Origin of the sequence: Tetragenococcus halophilus (assembly GCF_001712815.1) — a bacterium.
GTDB lineage: Bacteria > Bacillota > Bacilli > Lactobacillales > Enterococcaceae > Tetragenococcus > Tetragenococcus halophilus.
In genome coordinates this window covers 2,077,038-2,091,838 of the sequence record NZ_CP012047.1, presented here as the reverse complement: position 1 = coordinate 2,091,838, position 14,801 = coordinate 2,077,038, and the positions used below count along the sequence as shown (strand labels likewise).

The window sequence follows — 14,801 nt, the reverse complement described above, 5'->3', positions numbered from 1 at the left end:
AAAGAAGGGAAAGTAATGAGTGATAAAATCCTGGAATTATCCGAAAGACTCACCAATCAAATTGCTGCCGGAGAAGTTGTTGAGCGTCCAGCCTCAGTCGTCAAAGAGTTAATTGAAAATGCTATCGACGCAAATAGCACACAAATCAATATTTTATTAGAAGAGGCAGGGTTAAAAAAAATCCAAGTCATAGATAATGGAACAGGTATCAGCCCGGAAGATGCCGAGAGTGCTTTTAAACGTCATGCAACAAGTAAAATACATAGCCGTGACGACTTGTTTCGTATTCGTACGTTGGGTTTTCGTGGAGAAGCTTTACCTAGTATTGCTTCTGTATCAGAAATTACTTTTGAAACAGCGACTGAAAATGCCAGTCAAGGGACCTATCTTTATTTAAAAGGTGGAAAAATTGAAGAAAATCAACCTTCCGTATTACGACAAGGTACGAAGATTATTGTAGAGAATCTTTTTTATAATACGCCTGCTCGGTTGAAATACGTTAAAACACTGCAGACAGAGTTAGCTCATATAGGAGATATCGTTAATCGTTTAGCTTTAAGTCATCCCAATGTCGCCTTTCATTTAGTACATGAGGGAAATCAAATGCTTTCGACTTCTGGAAACGGCGACTTAAAACAGACTATGGCAGGGATTTATGGTGTTCAGACTGCTAAGAAAATGAGAGAAATTCAAGCGGAAGATTTAGACTTTAAAATTCATGGTTACGTCACTTTGCCTGAAGTAACGCGAGCAACCCGTAATTATTTGTCCACAATTGTCAACGGACGTTATATTAAAAATTTTGCTTTAAATAAAGCGATTGTTAACGGCTATGGTTCTAAGTTAATGGTGGGTAGATTTCCGATTGCGGTCATTGAAATTGAGATGGATCCACTACTTGTCGATGTTAACGTTCATCCAACTAAGCAAGAAGTACGCTTGTCAAAAGAACAGGAATTAACAACTTTGTTGTCTAAAACAATTAACGAACGTTTAAGAGAAGAAAATCTTATCCCTAATGCAGCGGAAAATTTAGATTTTAATAAAAAGGTTAGCGAACAAGAAAAAGCACAACAATTATCCATGGATTTTGAAGAATCTACAAAGAATGAAAAAAAAGGATTAGCTTATGATAAGCAGACAGGCGATTTCTACGTAAATGAAACGGTTAATAAGCCTGTGGAAAACTTTGTGGATAAAGTTGGGGATGAAAGTGGAAAAGTTGAGGGCTTTTATGGAAATACATCGGAGGAAGCTGACATATCAACATTTTCCAGTCAAGAAAATGAACTTGATAGTGAAAATAGCTCTCTAGAAACTGTGGAAAAAGAACAAGCGTATCTGAAAAAAAACGCTCAGGAATCGATAGCGGATCATCCAGAATTTGATGTACATCAGAAAGAGAATCGTCGATTGATGGAAAAAATAATGACAGAGAAACCAACTGAAGAACGTTTTCCGCAATTGGACTATTTTGGACAGATGCATGGGACTTATTTATTTGCACAAAATACAGAAGGCTTATATATTATTGATCAACATGCGGCGCAAGAACGTATCAAGTATGAATACTTTCGCCGTCAGATTGGAGAAGTTTCCACAGACCTCCAAGAATTGTTGGTCCCCATTGTTCTTGATTACCCTAATGATGATGCTCTTCGTTTAAAAGAACAAGCTGATTTGTTAGAAGGCGTAGGGATTTATTTGGAGGAATTTGGTGCGAATAGTTTTATTGTTCGTTCTCATCCTACTTGGTATCCACAAGGGCAAGAGGAAGAAACAATCCGTGAAATGATCGATATGCTTTTGACGACAGGAGAAGTCAGTGTAAAGAAATTTCGAGAAAAATCTGCGATTATGATGAGTTGTAAACGATCGATTAAAGCAAATCATTATTTGAACGATTCGCAAGCACGGGCTTTATTAACTGATTTAGCGGCATGCGAAAATCCGTTCAATTGTCCCCATGGAAGACCTGTATTGATTCATTTTGATAATTACGATATGGAAAGAATGTTCAAACGTATTCAAGATCCACATTAATCTATAACTGTAAAAAATAGCTTATTTTATTAGGTAAGCTATTTTTTATCTTTTTAATAATAAAAAATAGAAATTTATAATTGACTTTCGTAAAAAAACGTAGTAAAGTATTCAACGTTGTCGAAAACAACACATTTGTTTTAGCTGAACTTTCGCTCAGGATATTTTTTATAAATGACTAAAATGTTGTTGACATGTAAAATATCGCTTGTTATAATAACGGAGTTGCAAATAAAACATAGTTGAAATTTTGTTATTGAAAGAATAAAGAAAATGTTTGACGATGTGTTGCTTAGATGATATAATAAATGAGCTAATGAAGCAACAAGCAGTAGACCTTTGAAAACTGAACAAAGCAAGCAAACGAACCAATGTGTCGGGCGCTTCTTTAAAAGAAGAAGCAACCAAGCAATAACGCGAACAACACGCGAGCAAAAAGTTGAAGAGCTAAGTACGATCAACGGTGTTGATCGATCAAATTCAAGATGAGAGTTTGATCCTGGCTCAGGACGAACGCTGGCGGCGTGCCTAATACATGCAAGTCGAACGCTGCTTAAGAAGAAGCTTCGGTTTTTTCTTAAGCGGAGTGGCGGACGGGTGAGTAACACGTGGGGAACCTATCCATCAGCGGGGGATAACACTTGGAAACAGGTGCTAATACCGCATATGGCTTTTTTTCACCTGAAAGAAAGCTCAAAGGCGCTTTACAGCGTCACTGATGGCTGGTCCCGCGGTGCATTAGCCAGTTGGTGAGGTAACGGCTCACCAAAGCAACGATGCATAGCCGACCTGAGAGGGTGATCGGCCACACTGGGACTGAGACACGGCCCAGACTCCTACGGGAGGCAGCAGTAGGGAATCTTCGGCAATGGACGCAAGTCTGACCGAGCAACGCCGCGTGAGTGAAGAAGGTTTTCGGATCGTAAAGCTCTGTTGTCAGCAAAGAACAGGAGAAAGAGGAAATGCTTTTTCCATGACGGTAGCTGACCAGAAAGCCACGGCTAACTACGTGCCAGCAGCCGCGGTAATACGTAGGTGGCAAGCGTTGTCCGGATTTATTGGGCGTAAAGCGAGCGCAGGCGGTGATTTAAGTCTGATGTGAAAGCCCCCAGCTCAACTGGGGAGGGTCATTGGAAACTGGATCACTTGAGTGCAGAAGAGGAGAGTGGAATTCCATGTGTAGCGGTGAAATGCGTAGATATATGGAGGAACACCAGTGGCGAAGGCGGCTCTCTGGTCTGTAACTGACGCTGAGGCTCGAAAGCGTGGGTAGCAAACAGGATTAGATACCCTGGTAGTCCACGCCGTAAACGATGAGTGCTAAGTGTTGGAGGGTTTCCGCCCTTCAGTGCTGCAGTTAACGCATTAAGCACTCCGCCTGGGGAGTACGACCGCAAGGTTGAAACTCAAAGGAATTGACGGGGGCCCGCACAAGCGGTGGAGCATGTGGTTTAATTCGAAGCAACGCGAAGAACCTTACCAGGTCTTGACATCCTTTGACCGCCCTAGAGATAGGGTTTCCCCTTCGGGGGCAAAGTGACAGGTGGTGCATGGTTGTCGTCAGCTCGTGTCGTGAGATGTTGGGTTAAGTCCCGTAACGAGCGCAACCCTTATTGTTAGTTGCCAGCATTGAGTTGGGCACTCTAGCAAGACTGCCGGTGACAAACCGGAGGAAGGCGGGGATGACGTCAAATCATCATGCCCCTTATGACCTGGGCTACACACGTGCTACAATGGGAAGTACAACGAGCAAGCCAAGCCGCAAGGCCTAGCGAATCTCTGAAAGCTTCTCTCAGTTCGGATTGCAGGCTGCAACTCGCCTGCATGAAGCCGGAATCGCTAGTAATCGCGGATCAGCATGCCGCGGTGAATCCGTTCCCGGGCCTTGTACACACCGCCCGTCACACCACGAGAGTTTGTAACACCCAAAGTCGGTGCGGCAACCCTTAGGGGAGCCAGCCGCCTAAGGTGGGACGAATGATTGGGGTGAAGTCGTAACAAGGTAGCCGTATCGGAAGGTGCGGCTGGATCACCTCCTTTCTAAGGAAAAATACGGAAGGTCGACACATCGTTTGCGCTTTGTTCAGTTTTGAGAGGTTTACTCTCAAAATTTGGTTCTTTGAAAACTGGATAGAAAAACAACAATCAACACCAACCGAGAATCCGCGTTGAACACGTTTTTTAACGAAGTTTACGCACATGTTCGAAGGGCTTTGATCGCTCAAAGCAAGAACCTTCGAGAAACCCTTGACCGCAAGGTCAAGTCAGGTTAAGTAAGAAAGGGCGCACGGCGGATGCCTTGGCACTAGGAGCCGATGAAGGACGGGACCAACACCGATATGCTCTGGGGAGCTGTAAGTAAGCTTGGATCCAGAGATTTCCGAATGGGGAAACCTCGCATTTTTAATAGAATGCGGCTTGATCTGTGAATACATAGCAGGCAAGCGGAAGACGCAGTGAACTGAAACATCTTAGTAGCTGCAGGAAGAAAAAGAAAAATCGATTCCCTGAGTAGCGGCGAGCGAAACGGGAACAGCCCAAACCAGAATGCTTGCATTCTGGGGTTGTAGGACGTTTATACACGGACAGGACGGTTAGCCGAAGGCTTTGGGATAAGCCGCCGAAGCGGGTAAGAGCCCCGTAGGCGAAAACTGTCAGGTTCGTAAACGGATCCTGAGTACGACGGGACACGCGAAATGCCGTCGGAAACCGGGAGGACCATCTCCCAAGGCTAAATACTCCCTAGTGACCGATAGTGAACCAGTACCGTGAGGGAAAGGTGAAAAGCACCCCGGAAGGGGAGTGAAAGAGATCCTGAAACCGTGTGCTTACAAGGAGTTAGAGCCCGTTTATGGGTGATAGCGTGCCTTTTGCAGAATGAACCGGCGAGTTGCGCTGGCTGGCGAGGTTAAGTCTGAAAAGACGGAGCCGCAGCGAAAGCGAGTCTGAAATGGGCGTTGAGTCAGACGGCGCAGACCCGAAACCAGGTGATCTACCCATGTCCAGGTTGAAGGTGCGGTAAAACGCACTGGAGGACCGAACCCACGTACGTTGAAAAGTGCGGGGATGAGATGTGGGTAGCGGAGAAATTCCAAACGAACTTGGAGATAGCTGGTTCTCTCCGAAATAGCTTTAGGGCTAGCGTCAAGGAAGCAATGATGGAGGTAGAGCACTGTTTGGACGAGGGGCCCGTCTTGGGTTACCGAATCCAGATAAACTCCGAATGCCATTGATTGCCCCTTGGCAGTCAGACGGTGAGTGATAAGATCCATCGTCGAAAGGGAAACAGCCCAGACCACCAGCTAAGGCCCCTAAATGTATGTTAAGTGGAAAAGGAGGTGGGGTTGCTTAGACAACTAGGATGTTGGCTTAGAAGCAGCCATCATTGAAAGAGTGCGTAATAGCTCACTAGTCGAGTGACCCTGCGCCGAAAATGTACCGGGGCTAAACATACTGCCGAAGCTGTGGAAAACACCATAGGTGTTTTGGTAGGAGAGCGTTCTAAGGGCGGTGAAGGTCGACTGAAAAGACGGCTGGAGCGCTTAGAAGTGAGAATGCCGGTATGAGTAGCGAAAGACAGGTGAGAATCCTGTCCACCGTAAGACGAAGGTTTCCTGGGGAAGGCTCGTCCGCCCAGGGTTAGTCGGGACCTAAGCTGAGGCCGAAAGGCGTAAGCGATGGCCAACAGGTTGATATTCCTGTACCTGTTATCTTCATTTGAGTGATGGAGGGACGCAGGAGGCAAAAGAAAGCAGACGAATGGAAAGGTCTGTCCAAGCAGTGAGTCGGAGAAAGAGTCAAAGGCTTTTTCTTGTCAACGATCAGCTGTGACGGGGAGGGAAATTCAAGTACCGAAGTTCTGGCGTCACACTGCCAAGAAAAACTTCTAGCAAGAAGGTAATGGCCCGTACCGCAAACCGACACAGGTCGTCGAGGAGAGTATCCTCAGGTGAGCGAGCGAACTCTCGTTAAGGAACTCGGCAAAATGACCCCGTAACTTCGGGAGAAGGGGTGCTGCTCTAACGAGCAGCCGCAGTGAATAGGCCCAAGCGACTGTTTATCAAAAACACAGGTCTCTGCAAAATCGAAAGATGACGTATAGGGGCTGACGCCTGCCCGGTGCTGGAAGGTTAAGAGGAGTGCTTAGCGTAAGCGAAGGTACGAATTGAAGCCCCAGTAAACGGCGGCCGTAACTATAACGGTCCTAAGGTAGCGAAATTCCTTGTCGGGTAAGTTCCGACCCGCACGAAAGGCGCAACGATTTGGGCACTGTCTCAACGAGAGACTCGGTGAAATTTTAGTACCTGTGAAAATGCAGGTTACCCGCGACAGGACGGAAAGACCCCATGGAGCTTTACTGTAATTTGATATTGGGTGTCTGTGACGCATGTACAGCATAGGTAGGAGCCGTAGAATTCGGAACGCGAGTTTCGAAGGAGGCATCCGTGGGATACTACCCTTGCGTTATGGCCACTCTAACCCGCGCCACTGATCGTGGCGGGAGACAGTGTCAGATGGGCAGTTTGACTGGGGCGGTCGCCTCCTAAAAAGTAACGGAGGCGCCCCAAGGTTCCCTCAGAATGGTTGGAAATCATTCAAAGAGTGTAAAGGCAGAAGGGAGCTTGACTGTGAGAGCAACAACTCGAGCAGGGACGAAAGTCGGGCTTAGTGATCCGGTGGTTCCGCATGGAAGGGCCATCGCTCAACGGATAAAAGCTACCCTGGGGATAACAGGCTTATCTCCCCCAAGAGTCCACATCGACGGGGAGGTTTGGCACCTCGATGTCGGCTCGTCGCATCCTGGGGCTGTAGTCGGTCCCAAGGGTTGGGCTGTTCGCCCATTAAAGCGGCACGCGAGCTGGGTTCAGAACGTCGTGAGACAGTTCGGTCCCTATCCGTCGCGGGCGTAGGAAATTTGCGAGGCGCTGTCCTTAGTACGAGAGGACCGGGATGGACCTACCGCTGGTGGACCAGTTGTCGTGCCAACGGCATCGCTGGGTAGCTAAGTAGGGCAGGAATAAACGCTGAAAGCATCTAAGCGTGAAGTCCCCCTCAAGATGAGATTTCCCCTTTCTAAAAGAAAGTAAGATCCCTGAGAGAAGATCAGGTAGATAGGTTCGAAGTGGAAGACCCGTGAGGGTTGGAGCGGACGAATACTAATCGATCGAGGACTTAACCACAAAGGTTTGGATTTTCGGTGAAGCGAGAAGTTGTTTTTCATCCAGTTTTGAGGGAACCAAAAGGTTCACTCAACGTCAAGTTGTGTGGTGATGATGGCAAGAAGGAGACACCTGTTCCCATGCCGAACACAGTCGTTAAGCTTCTTAGCGCCAATTGTAGTGAGGGGCTTCCCCTTGTGAGAGTAGGACATCGCCACGCGAGATAAAGGTAAAGGATTCCAATCGCTGGAATCCTTTTTTTGTATTAAAAAAGCGTAATATTAGACAAATTGATTTAAACAAGAGAAAATGTATTTAAAGAGGGTGAGTAAATGTTTAAACAAACAAAAAATAATTTAAAAGGACAACTTTCTTCTACTGCCTATGCAGTGACACAAGAGAATGCGACAGAACGTCCTTTTTCAGGAGAATATGATGATTTTTATGAAAAAGGAATTTATGTTGACGTAGTAAGTGGAGAACCACTTTTTGCTTCAGCAAAAAAATATGATGCAGGGTGTGGCTGGCCATCCTTTTCTCAACCAATACCTGGCTCAAGCATACAGGAAAAGGCAGACTTTACTTTAGCCCAACCACGCACCGAAGTAAGAAGTGAACAAGCTGATTCACATTTGGGTCATGTTTTTAATGATGGTCCCAAAGAAGATGGTGGCTTGCGTTATTGTATTAATTCAGCTGCTTTATCATTTATTCCTCTAGCTGAAATGAAAGATAAGGGTTACAAAGATTACGTCCAATATGTTGAATAAAAATATTATTTATGATCGCTCCAATTTGGAGCGATTTTTTTATTAAGTCTTTAGACCGGGTTGAGCTCGCGTAGCGTGCGAAACAAAAAACCACCCGCTATGCGGGTGGAAAGGAAAAAGTTATACTAAAAAAATCTCTTCACTAGCGTTACAATGTAGTTGTTCAGGCTACATGATAATGAAAGGAAGAGATTCAGTTGGCTAACAAAGCAAATAGTTTAGCCCATACAAAATGGTTATGCAAATACCATATTGTATTCACCCCCAAGTATAGAAGAAAAATTGTTTATAATCAATACAGAGCAAGTCTACAAGAGATTATCAAAAGATTGTGCAGTTATAAAGGTGTAGAAATCCTAGAAGGACATATGATGCCCGATCATGTTCACTTGCTCGTAAGTATACCACCGAAGATAAGTATTTCTAGCTTTATGGGGTATTTAAAAGGAAAAAGCGCCATGATGATGTTTGATAAACATGCCAATTTGAAGTACAAATTTGGGAATCGTCATTTTTGGGCAGAAGGTTATTATGTGAGCACAGTGGGTCTTAATGAGGCAACCATCAAGAAATATATTCAAGAGCAAGAAAAACATGATATGGCCTTAGATAAACTAAGTGTTCGAGAATATGCAGACCCTTTTAAGGGTTAGAGAGTGATAAAAACACCTCTTGAGAGGTAGCAAAAGCGACAAAACCAGTGTGGCTTGAACAAAGTGAAAGCCAGCGCCTTGAGACGCTGGCTAGTATTGGGGGCTTATAGCCCCAGAGCAAACCACCCTTTTGAAGGGTGGTTATGATTGTGTGCCAGGCATGGCATTTATCTAGCTAGTGAAAGTCTAGTCACGGGTAGTTACCGCCAAGTGTAGCGAGCCACAAGCCGAAATCAGTGATGATGGGGTGAAGGAAGTGGTGGCGCAAATCTCTTGAGCCTACGTACAGGAACTTGATGAGGCTAAATGGGGGAAAAGGCTGCAATACAAGCCGAAGTCCAAAAGGTAAACGTAAAACCAAGACAGTAAATCAAGAGGTTGTGGAGAGAAAGATAAATGTCTTACCCTGGGAGATCTTACGGACGTTTGTGAACGGTCGAAAAAGGTTTGTCGTAAGAAGTCAGCTGAGGCCATAGTAGCTACTGCCTCATGTAGTGAAGGGCTGAATGTTTGTATAGTGTGAATCGCTAGAAGAAAATATCCAAGCAGTCTGGAAATGAGGATACCCTAGAACGGTAGAACGTAACTATCGATGGGAAAAGTAGTGAGGGCGATCTTGGATCCATCTACGTCTAGAGGAGGAACAGCGCATGAGATTCATTGAAAAGATCACGAGTCATCAAAATATGAGACAAGCCATCGAGCAGGTCAGAAAGAATAAAGGCGCTCCGGGTGTTGATAAAATGACAGTCAACGAACTTGACCATTACTTCTATCAACATGGACGAGACCTTGTTCAGGAGATTCGATCGATGACCTATCGACCTAAGGCAGTCAAGCGAGTCTATATCCCTAAAGCCGATGGAAAACAAAGACCTTTAGGGATTCCAAGCGTGGTAGACCGTGTGGTACAACAAGCAACCGCGCAACAACTGAGTCACATTTTCGATGTTCACTTCAGTGAAAGCAGTTATGGTTTTCGTCCCCATCGAAGTGCACATCAAGCGATTGGAAAAGCACTCGATTACTTGAATGAAGGTTATGAGTGGGTGATCGATATGGACATTGAGAAATATTTTGATACGGTTCATCATGATAAATTAATCTCGACCCTTAGAGAAAGGGTCAAAGATAGAGAAACTTTACATTTAATACGTGTTTTCTTAAAAGCAGGGATTATGGAGAATGGTTTAACGAGCCCAAACGAAAAAGGAGTCCCGCAGGGCGGCCCTCTAAGCCCCCTTTTAGCGAATATTTATCTGAATAAATTGGATAAAGAGTTAGAAGCAAGGGGGCTACGTTTTGTTCGTTATGCGGACGACGCGGATATCTTTGTCAAAAGTGAGCGGGCAGCCAATCGTGTAATGAAATCTATTACGAATTGGATTGAAAGAAAGCTTTCCTTACGAGTGAACGTCACAAAAACCAAGGTTGTACGACCGATACAGAGTCAATTTTTAGGGTTTACCTTTTGGAAGAACCAAAAGGGGTGGCAGTGTAAACCGAGCAAAGTCAGTAAAACAAAGCTCTATGACAAAACCAAAGCCATCCTTAAAAGAAAACAGGCGGTGTCGCGACCTTTAGCGGTGACATTCACGAAACTAAACCAAACGATAAGAGGCTGGATCAATTACTACCGTATCGGGCGTATGAAAACCTATCTAGCAAAGTTTGGACAATGGCTACGACATAAAGTCCGAGTGATCATCATAAAGCAATGGAAACTGCCACAACGAATCTATACGAATCTACAACAATTAAACCGATTATTCAAATGCCATTTTACCAAAGAGAATATTTATAAGGTGGCAAATTCGAGGTTAGGTTGGTATAGGAAATGTGGTATGGACGTCGTCAATTTTATCCTAAGTCCGAAAGTTTTAGCCATAAAGAAAAAGGATCGACCTGGATTGGTCAATCCTTTAAATTACTATCTTAATCAAGCGTGAAAACAATACAAATGGAGCGCCGTATACGAGAACCGTACGTACGGTGCGACGGGAGGGGCGGAAATTTATTTCCCCTCTACCCTATTTATATGGTTTTGTGTTATAATAAGGGAACATACGTGCAGAAAGGAAAAACTATGTACGAATATATTATCGGTAAATTAACAGAGATCCACCCAGCGTATATTGTTCTAGAAAATAATGGTGTTGGTTATCAAATTGCTGCAGGAAATCCTTATCAATATAGTAGTCAAGTGAATCAACAAGTGAAAATTTTTGTACATCAAGTCATTCGTGAAGATGCACATACATTGTATGGTTTTAATACTCTTGAAGAAAAAAATCTATTTTTACGATTGATCAGTGTTTCTGGAATTGGACCTAAAAGTGGTCTAGCGATTATGGCAAATGAAGATCATGAAGGTTTGATTACAGCAATAGAATCTTCTAATATTAATTTTTTAACGAAGTTTCCTGGTGTGGGGAAAAAAACCGCACAACAATTAATTTTGGATTTGCAAGGAAAGCTTGGCGAAGCACCAGCAACAAAGCAAAATACAGGCCAATCCTTCCTAGAAAATCCCGCTTTAGAGGAGGCTATGGAAGCTTTACAAGCGTTAGGTTATACTGAAAAGGAAGTTAAAAAGAGTTATAAGTCGTTAAAAGAAGAAGAGGCAATGACGACAGATGAATATTTGAGAAAAGCCTTGAAGATAATGATGAAAAAGTAATTAGTGTTTATTTGAATGAAAGGAGGGTCTTGTATGGCAGAACGGATGGGATCACCAAACGCAAGTCAGGAAGAAGAACTTTATGAAAAGTCATTACGTCCCCAGTTATTAGCACAATATATTGGGCAAGATAAGGTAAAAGAAGAGCTAAAGATCTATATTCAAGCGGCTAAAAATAGAGAAGAAGCGCTTGATCATGTCCTGTTATATGGCCCACCTGGTTTAGGAAAAACCACAATGGCAATGGTGATCGCCAATGAAATGCAAGTACATATACGTACAACAAGTGGCCCCTCTATTGAAAAACCAGGAGATTTAATTGCTACATTGAATGAGTTAGAACCTGGTGATGTATTATTTATAGATGAAATCCACCGACTACCAAGAGTTGCTGAGGAAATGCTATACTCTGCCATGGAAGATTTCTATGTGGATATCATGGTGGGTCAAGGCACAACAAGTCATCCGGTGCATTTTCCTTTACCACCTTTTACTCTAATTGGTGCTACAACTAGAGCGGGTATGCTCTCAGCTCCTTTAAGAGATCGCTTTGGAATTATTTCTCATATGGAGTATTATGAGGAAAAAGACTTAAAGGAAATTGTTTTACGTTCGTCCTCTGTTTTTCAAACAGAAATTGTTCATGAAGGGGCTATAGAAATTGCCCGTCGCTCTCGTGGTACCCCTCGCGTTGCGAATCGTTTATTAAAAAGAATTCGTGATTTTGCGCAAGTGCAAGCTGATGGTGTGATTGATCAAAAAATAGCGGATAAAGCTTTATCCTTGTTACAGGTGGACAATGAAGGACTTGATTATATTGACCAAAAGTTAATCAAAACGATGATTGAATTATATGAAGGTGGGCCGGTTGGTTTAAATACATTATCAGTAAACATTGGAGAAGAACGGGAAACCGTAGAAGATATGTATGAACCTTTTTTAATTCAAAAAGGATTTTTAAAACGTACGCCACGAGGAAGAGTTGCTACTGCTCGTTCTTATGAACATTTCCAATATCCTTATCAAGATAAATTTGTATAAGAGATAAAATAAGGGAGAAATTTATGCAAAAAGTTTTATTTGTCTGTTTAGGAAATATTTGTCGCTCGCCTATGGCAGAGGGATTAATGAAACAATATAGCAAAGAAAGAGGACACATACTACCCATTGATTCAGCTGGGACTAGTAGTTGGGAACAGGGGAATTTACCGCATCCCGGAACGCAAGCGATTTTAAAACGTGAAGGTATCGATTTTTCTTCAATGCGTTCACGTCCGATAACGGATGAAGATTATTATGTATTTGATTGGATTATTGGAATGGATCACCAGAATGTAGCTGATTTAATTGCTCGGGCACCACAAGGAACAGCGGATAAGGTTCATTTATATATGGAAGTTGTTAACGGAAAACAAAAGCAAGAAATCCCAGACCCATGGTACTCGGGTCAATTTGAAAAGACGTATCAAATGTTAATGGAAGGTATGAAGCCATGGTTAAATCGGTTTAAAGAAGGGTCTTAAGGACAAGAAAGGAAGATAGGGTATGGAAAAAAAGCCTAAAGTTTTAAATAAACTGGGAAAAATTATCCAACTATATTCTGCCACATTATTAGATACTTTTTTAAGTGATGACCATGATAAACGTGTGGAAAAAGAAAAACTAGCTTATATCCAGTTAAAATTACAGGAAGCTAAGGGACAAAATAGTTTATTAGTACTCCAATTAAAAACGGAAAAAGTTGATAAATTTGAAGTACTGGTCGGATGGGTCGTTGGCAAAACGATAAATAAAGACCAAATTGCAATAAGGTTAAGAAATAATTCGCAATTAACTCGTATGATCTCATTGAACAGGATTGATAAAATCAGTATTTTAACGCCAACAGGAGAAAACGTGAAATTTGCAAGATAAATGGATGATTATCTAATTTATATTTTTTAATAATATTTTATCATAAAATCTTCACATCTATCCTTTACACTATAATCATAGTTGCAGATAAACTTAAACAACTTTTTCACTTTTCATTTAACTCCGATCCCGTTGGTTAATAGCCAACGGGGATTTTTTTATAAAAATACCCCACCAAAAAGTTGATGGGGAAAATAGATCATTTGTTAAGTCAAGCATGCTGGTTTTTATTGATTGCATACCAGATTAGACTGATAATAAAACCAATGAATGCTGGTAAAACCCAACCCATGCCGATTGCAAATAGTGGAAAATATTGTTCGCCTAACTGGATAAGTGTTTGAGCAAATTCTGTTTGACTTACAACAGCTGGTGCAGCATTTAAACCATCAATAATGGAAGCCACTAAGGTAAATAAGGTAGTGATTTGATATACACGAGGGTCGTTATTAAATAGTCGGCCGATAATGGCTAGGATAATCAATGTCATTGCTAGAGGATATAAAAACATCAAGATAGGTGTAGCTAGTTCTATGATTTTTGTTAAACCAACGTTAGCAAATAAACAAGCCATCGCACTAACTAGTATAGTAAAAAACATGTATTTTCCTTTAGGGAATAGTTCTGAAAAGGTTTCGGAAAATGAGGTAATCAAACCGATTCCTGTTTTTAAACAAGCGACAATAACGATCAACGCTAAGATAATGCTACCGTAAGTCCCTAAGTAATGTTGCGAAAGTTGTGCTAAAGCAATACCACCGTTCTCACTAACAGAAAATCCTCCCAGACTCATCGTTCCCATGTAAGACAAAAGACTATAAATAATTCCCATTAATATGATACTAATCGTCCCGGATTTTATCGTATCTACTGCAACTGTCGAGGGATCTTTGATACCCCGGTTTTTTATTGCTTCTATAATTAAAATCCCGAAAGCTAATGAAGCTAATGCGTCTAAGGTATTATAACCTTCGATAAAACCACCTGAAAAGGCACCACTCTGGTAACTAGCTTGTACTGGAGCGCTAGTAACGTCTCCTAGGGGATTGGCAAATGCTAATAGTAGTAAAATTGCAAGTAAGACTAAAAAGACTGGGTTTAAAAACTTGCCAACATAATCTAAGATTTTTGAAGGTTTTCTGGAAAACCACCAAGCCGTTATAAAAAACAAAATACTAAAAACTGCTAATACTAGACTTTGCTGGTCATTGGGGATATGAGGCGCAATCCCAATTTCATAAGAAGTCGTAGCTAAACGCGGTAGCGCAAAGAAAGGACCAATGACCAAATAAAGCAAAATAGTAAAGATATAAGCATAAGGTTTGTTAACCCTTGAGGATAATTCAAACACACCGCTACTTTGCGAAAGGCCCATTGCAATAACTCCTAAAAAAGGTAACCCAACACCTGTAACTAACAGACCTAAGTTAGCAGCAGTGACATTTGCGCCTGCTTCCTGACCCAAATGAACGGGGAAAATCAAATTCCCTGCGCCAAAAAACAAGCCGAAAAGCATGGAACCAATGGTTAAGTAATCTCTAAATAATAGCTTTTTTTCCACATAAACCAACTTCTTTCACGT

Annotated in this window: 10 protein-coding genes and 3 rRNA genes; 12 read left to right on the top strand and 1 reads right to left on the bottom strand. The window is 42.4% G+C overall.

Translation table 11 applies throughout. From position 1 onward, the window contains the following. Positions 1-15: 15 nt before the first annotated feature. The 12 genes from mutL (at position 16) to AC806_RS09910 (ending at position 13,219) form a co-directional block, all read left to right on the top strand. Entirely contained in the window at positions 16-2,043 is a 2,028-nt protein-coding gene (gene mutL, locus AC806_RS09960) for a DNA mismatch repair endonuclease MutL (protein ID WP_069029254.1), read from the top strand. 339 nt (positions 2,044-2,382) lie between these two features. After that, positions 2,383-2,532, top strand: a complete 150-nt coding sequence (locus AC806_RS11900) for a hypothetical protein (RefSeq protein ID WP_155982965.1) — start codon at positions 2,383-2,385, stop codon at positions 2,530-2,532. Next, a 16S ribosomal RNA gene (locus AC806_RS09955) occupies positions 2,525-4,083 on the top strand. Before AC806_RS11900 ends, AC806_RS09955 begins: the two co-directional genes overlap by 8 nt. A 227-nt stretch (positions 4,084-4,310) precedes the next feature. Beyond that, positions 4,311-7,223: ribosomal RNA gene (locus AC806_RS09950) — 23S ribosomal RNA — on the top strand. 83 nt (positions 7,224-7,306) lie between these two features. After that, positions 7,307-7,422, top strand: a 5S ribosomal RNA gene (gene rrf, locus AC806_RS09945). The 16S, 23S and 5S rRNA genes sit together here, the layout of an rRNA operon. Before the next feature lie 112 nt (positions 7,423-7,534). Further along, complete coding sequence (gene msrB / locus AC806_RS09940) at positions 7,535-7,972, top strand: peptide-methionine (R)-S-oxide reductase MsrB (protein ID WP_014125559.1); 438 nt, start codon at positions 7,535-7,537, stop codon at positions 7,970-7,972. Positions 7,973-8,169: 197 nt separating this feature from the next. Beyond that, positions 8,170-8,625 carry an IS200/IS605 family transposase gene (tnpA, locus tag AC806_RS09935; RefSeq protein ID WP_014124664.1) on the top strand — a complete coding sequence of 152 codons (456 nt, stop codon included), beginning with the start codon at positions 8,170-8,172 and terminating at the stop codon, positions 8,623-8,625. Between the two features lie 650 nt (positions 8,626-9,275). Beyond that, complete coding sequence (ltrA, locus tag AC806_RS09930) at positions 9,276-10,574, top strand: group II intron reverse transcriptase/maturase (protein ID WP_014124458.1); 1,299 nt, start codon at positions 9,276-9,278, stop codon at positions 10,572-10,574. Between the two features lie 137 nt (positions 10,575-10,711). Beyond that, the gene (gene ruvA / locus AC806_RS09925) at positions 10,712-11,305 is read left to right on the top strand and encodes a Holliday junction branch migration protein RuvA (protein WP_069029405.1); all 594 of its coding nucleotides are present in this window, start codon (positions 10,712-10,714) and stop codon (positions 11,303-11,305) included. A gap of 33 nt (positions 11,306-11,338) precedes the next feature. Beyond that, complete coding sequence (ruvB, locus tag AC806_RS09920) at positions 11,339-12,346, top strand: Holliday junction branch migration DNA helicase RuvB (protein ID WP_069029253.1); 1,008 nt, start codon at positions 11,339-11,341, stop codon at positions 12,344-12,346. Positions 12,347-12,369: 23 nt separating this feature from the next. Continuing rightward, positions 12,370-12,828 (top strand): low molecular weight protein-tyrosine-phosphatase, encoded by a 459-nt coding sequence (locus tag AC806_RS09915; protein WP_061840750.1) that lies wholly within the window; start codon positions 12,370-12,372, stop codon positions 12,826-12,828. 22 nt (positions 12,829-12,850) lie between these two features. After that, the gene (locus AC806_RS09910) at positions 12,851-13,219 is read left to right on the top strand and encodes a hypothetical protein (RefSeq protein WP_061840749.1); all 369 of its coding nucleotides are present in this window, start codon (positions 12,851-12,853) and stop codon (positions 13,217-13,219) included. 211 nt (positions 13,220-13,430) lie between these two features. Here AC806_RS09910 and brnQ read toward each other — a convergent pair whose 3' ends face one another. Further along, positions 13,431-14,780, bottom strand: coding sequence for a branched-chain amino acid transport system II carrier protein (gene brnQ / locus AC806_RS09905; RefSeq protein ID WP_061840748.1), 1,350 nt, complete (start codon positions 14,778-14,780; stop codon positions 13,431-13,433). Between the last annotated feature and the right edge of the window lie 21 nt (positions 14,781-14,801).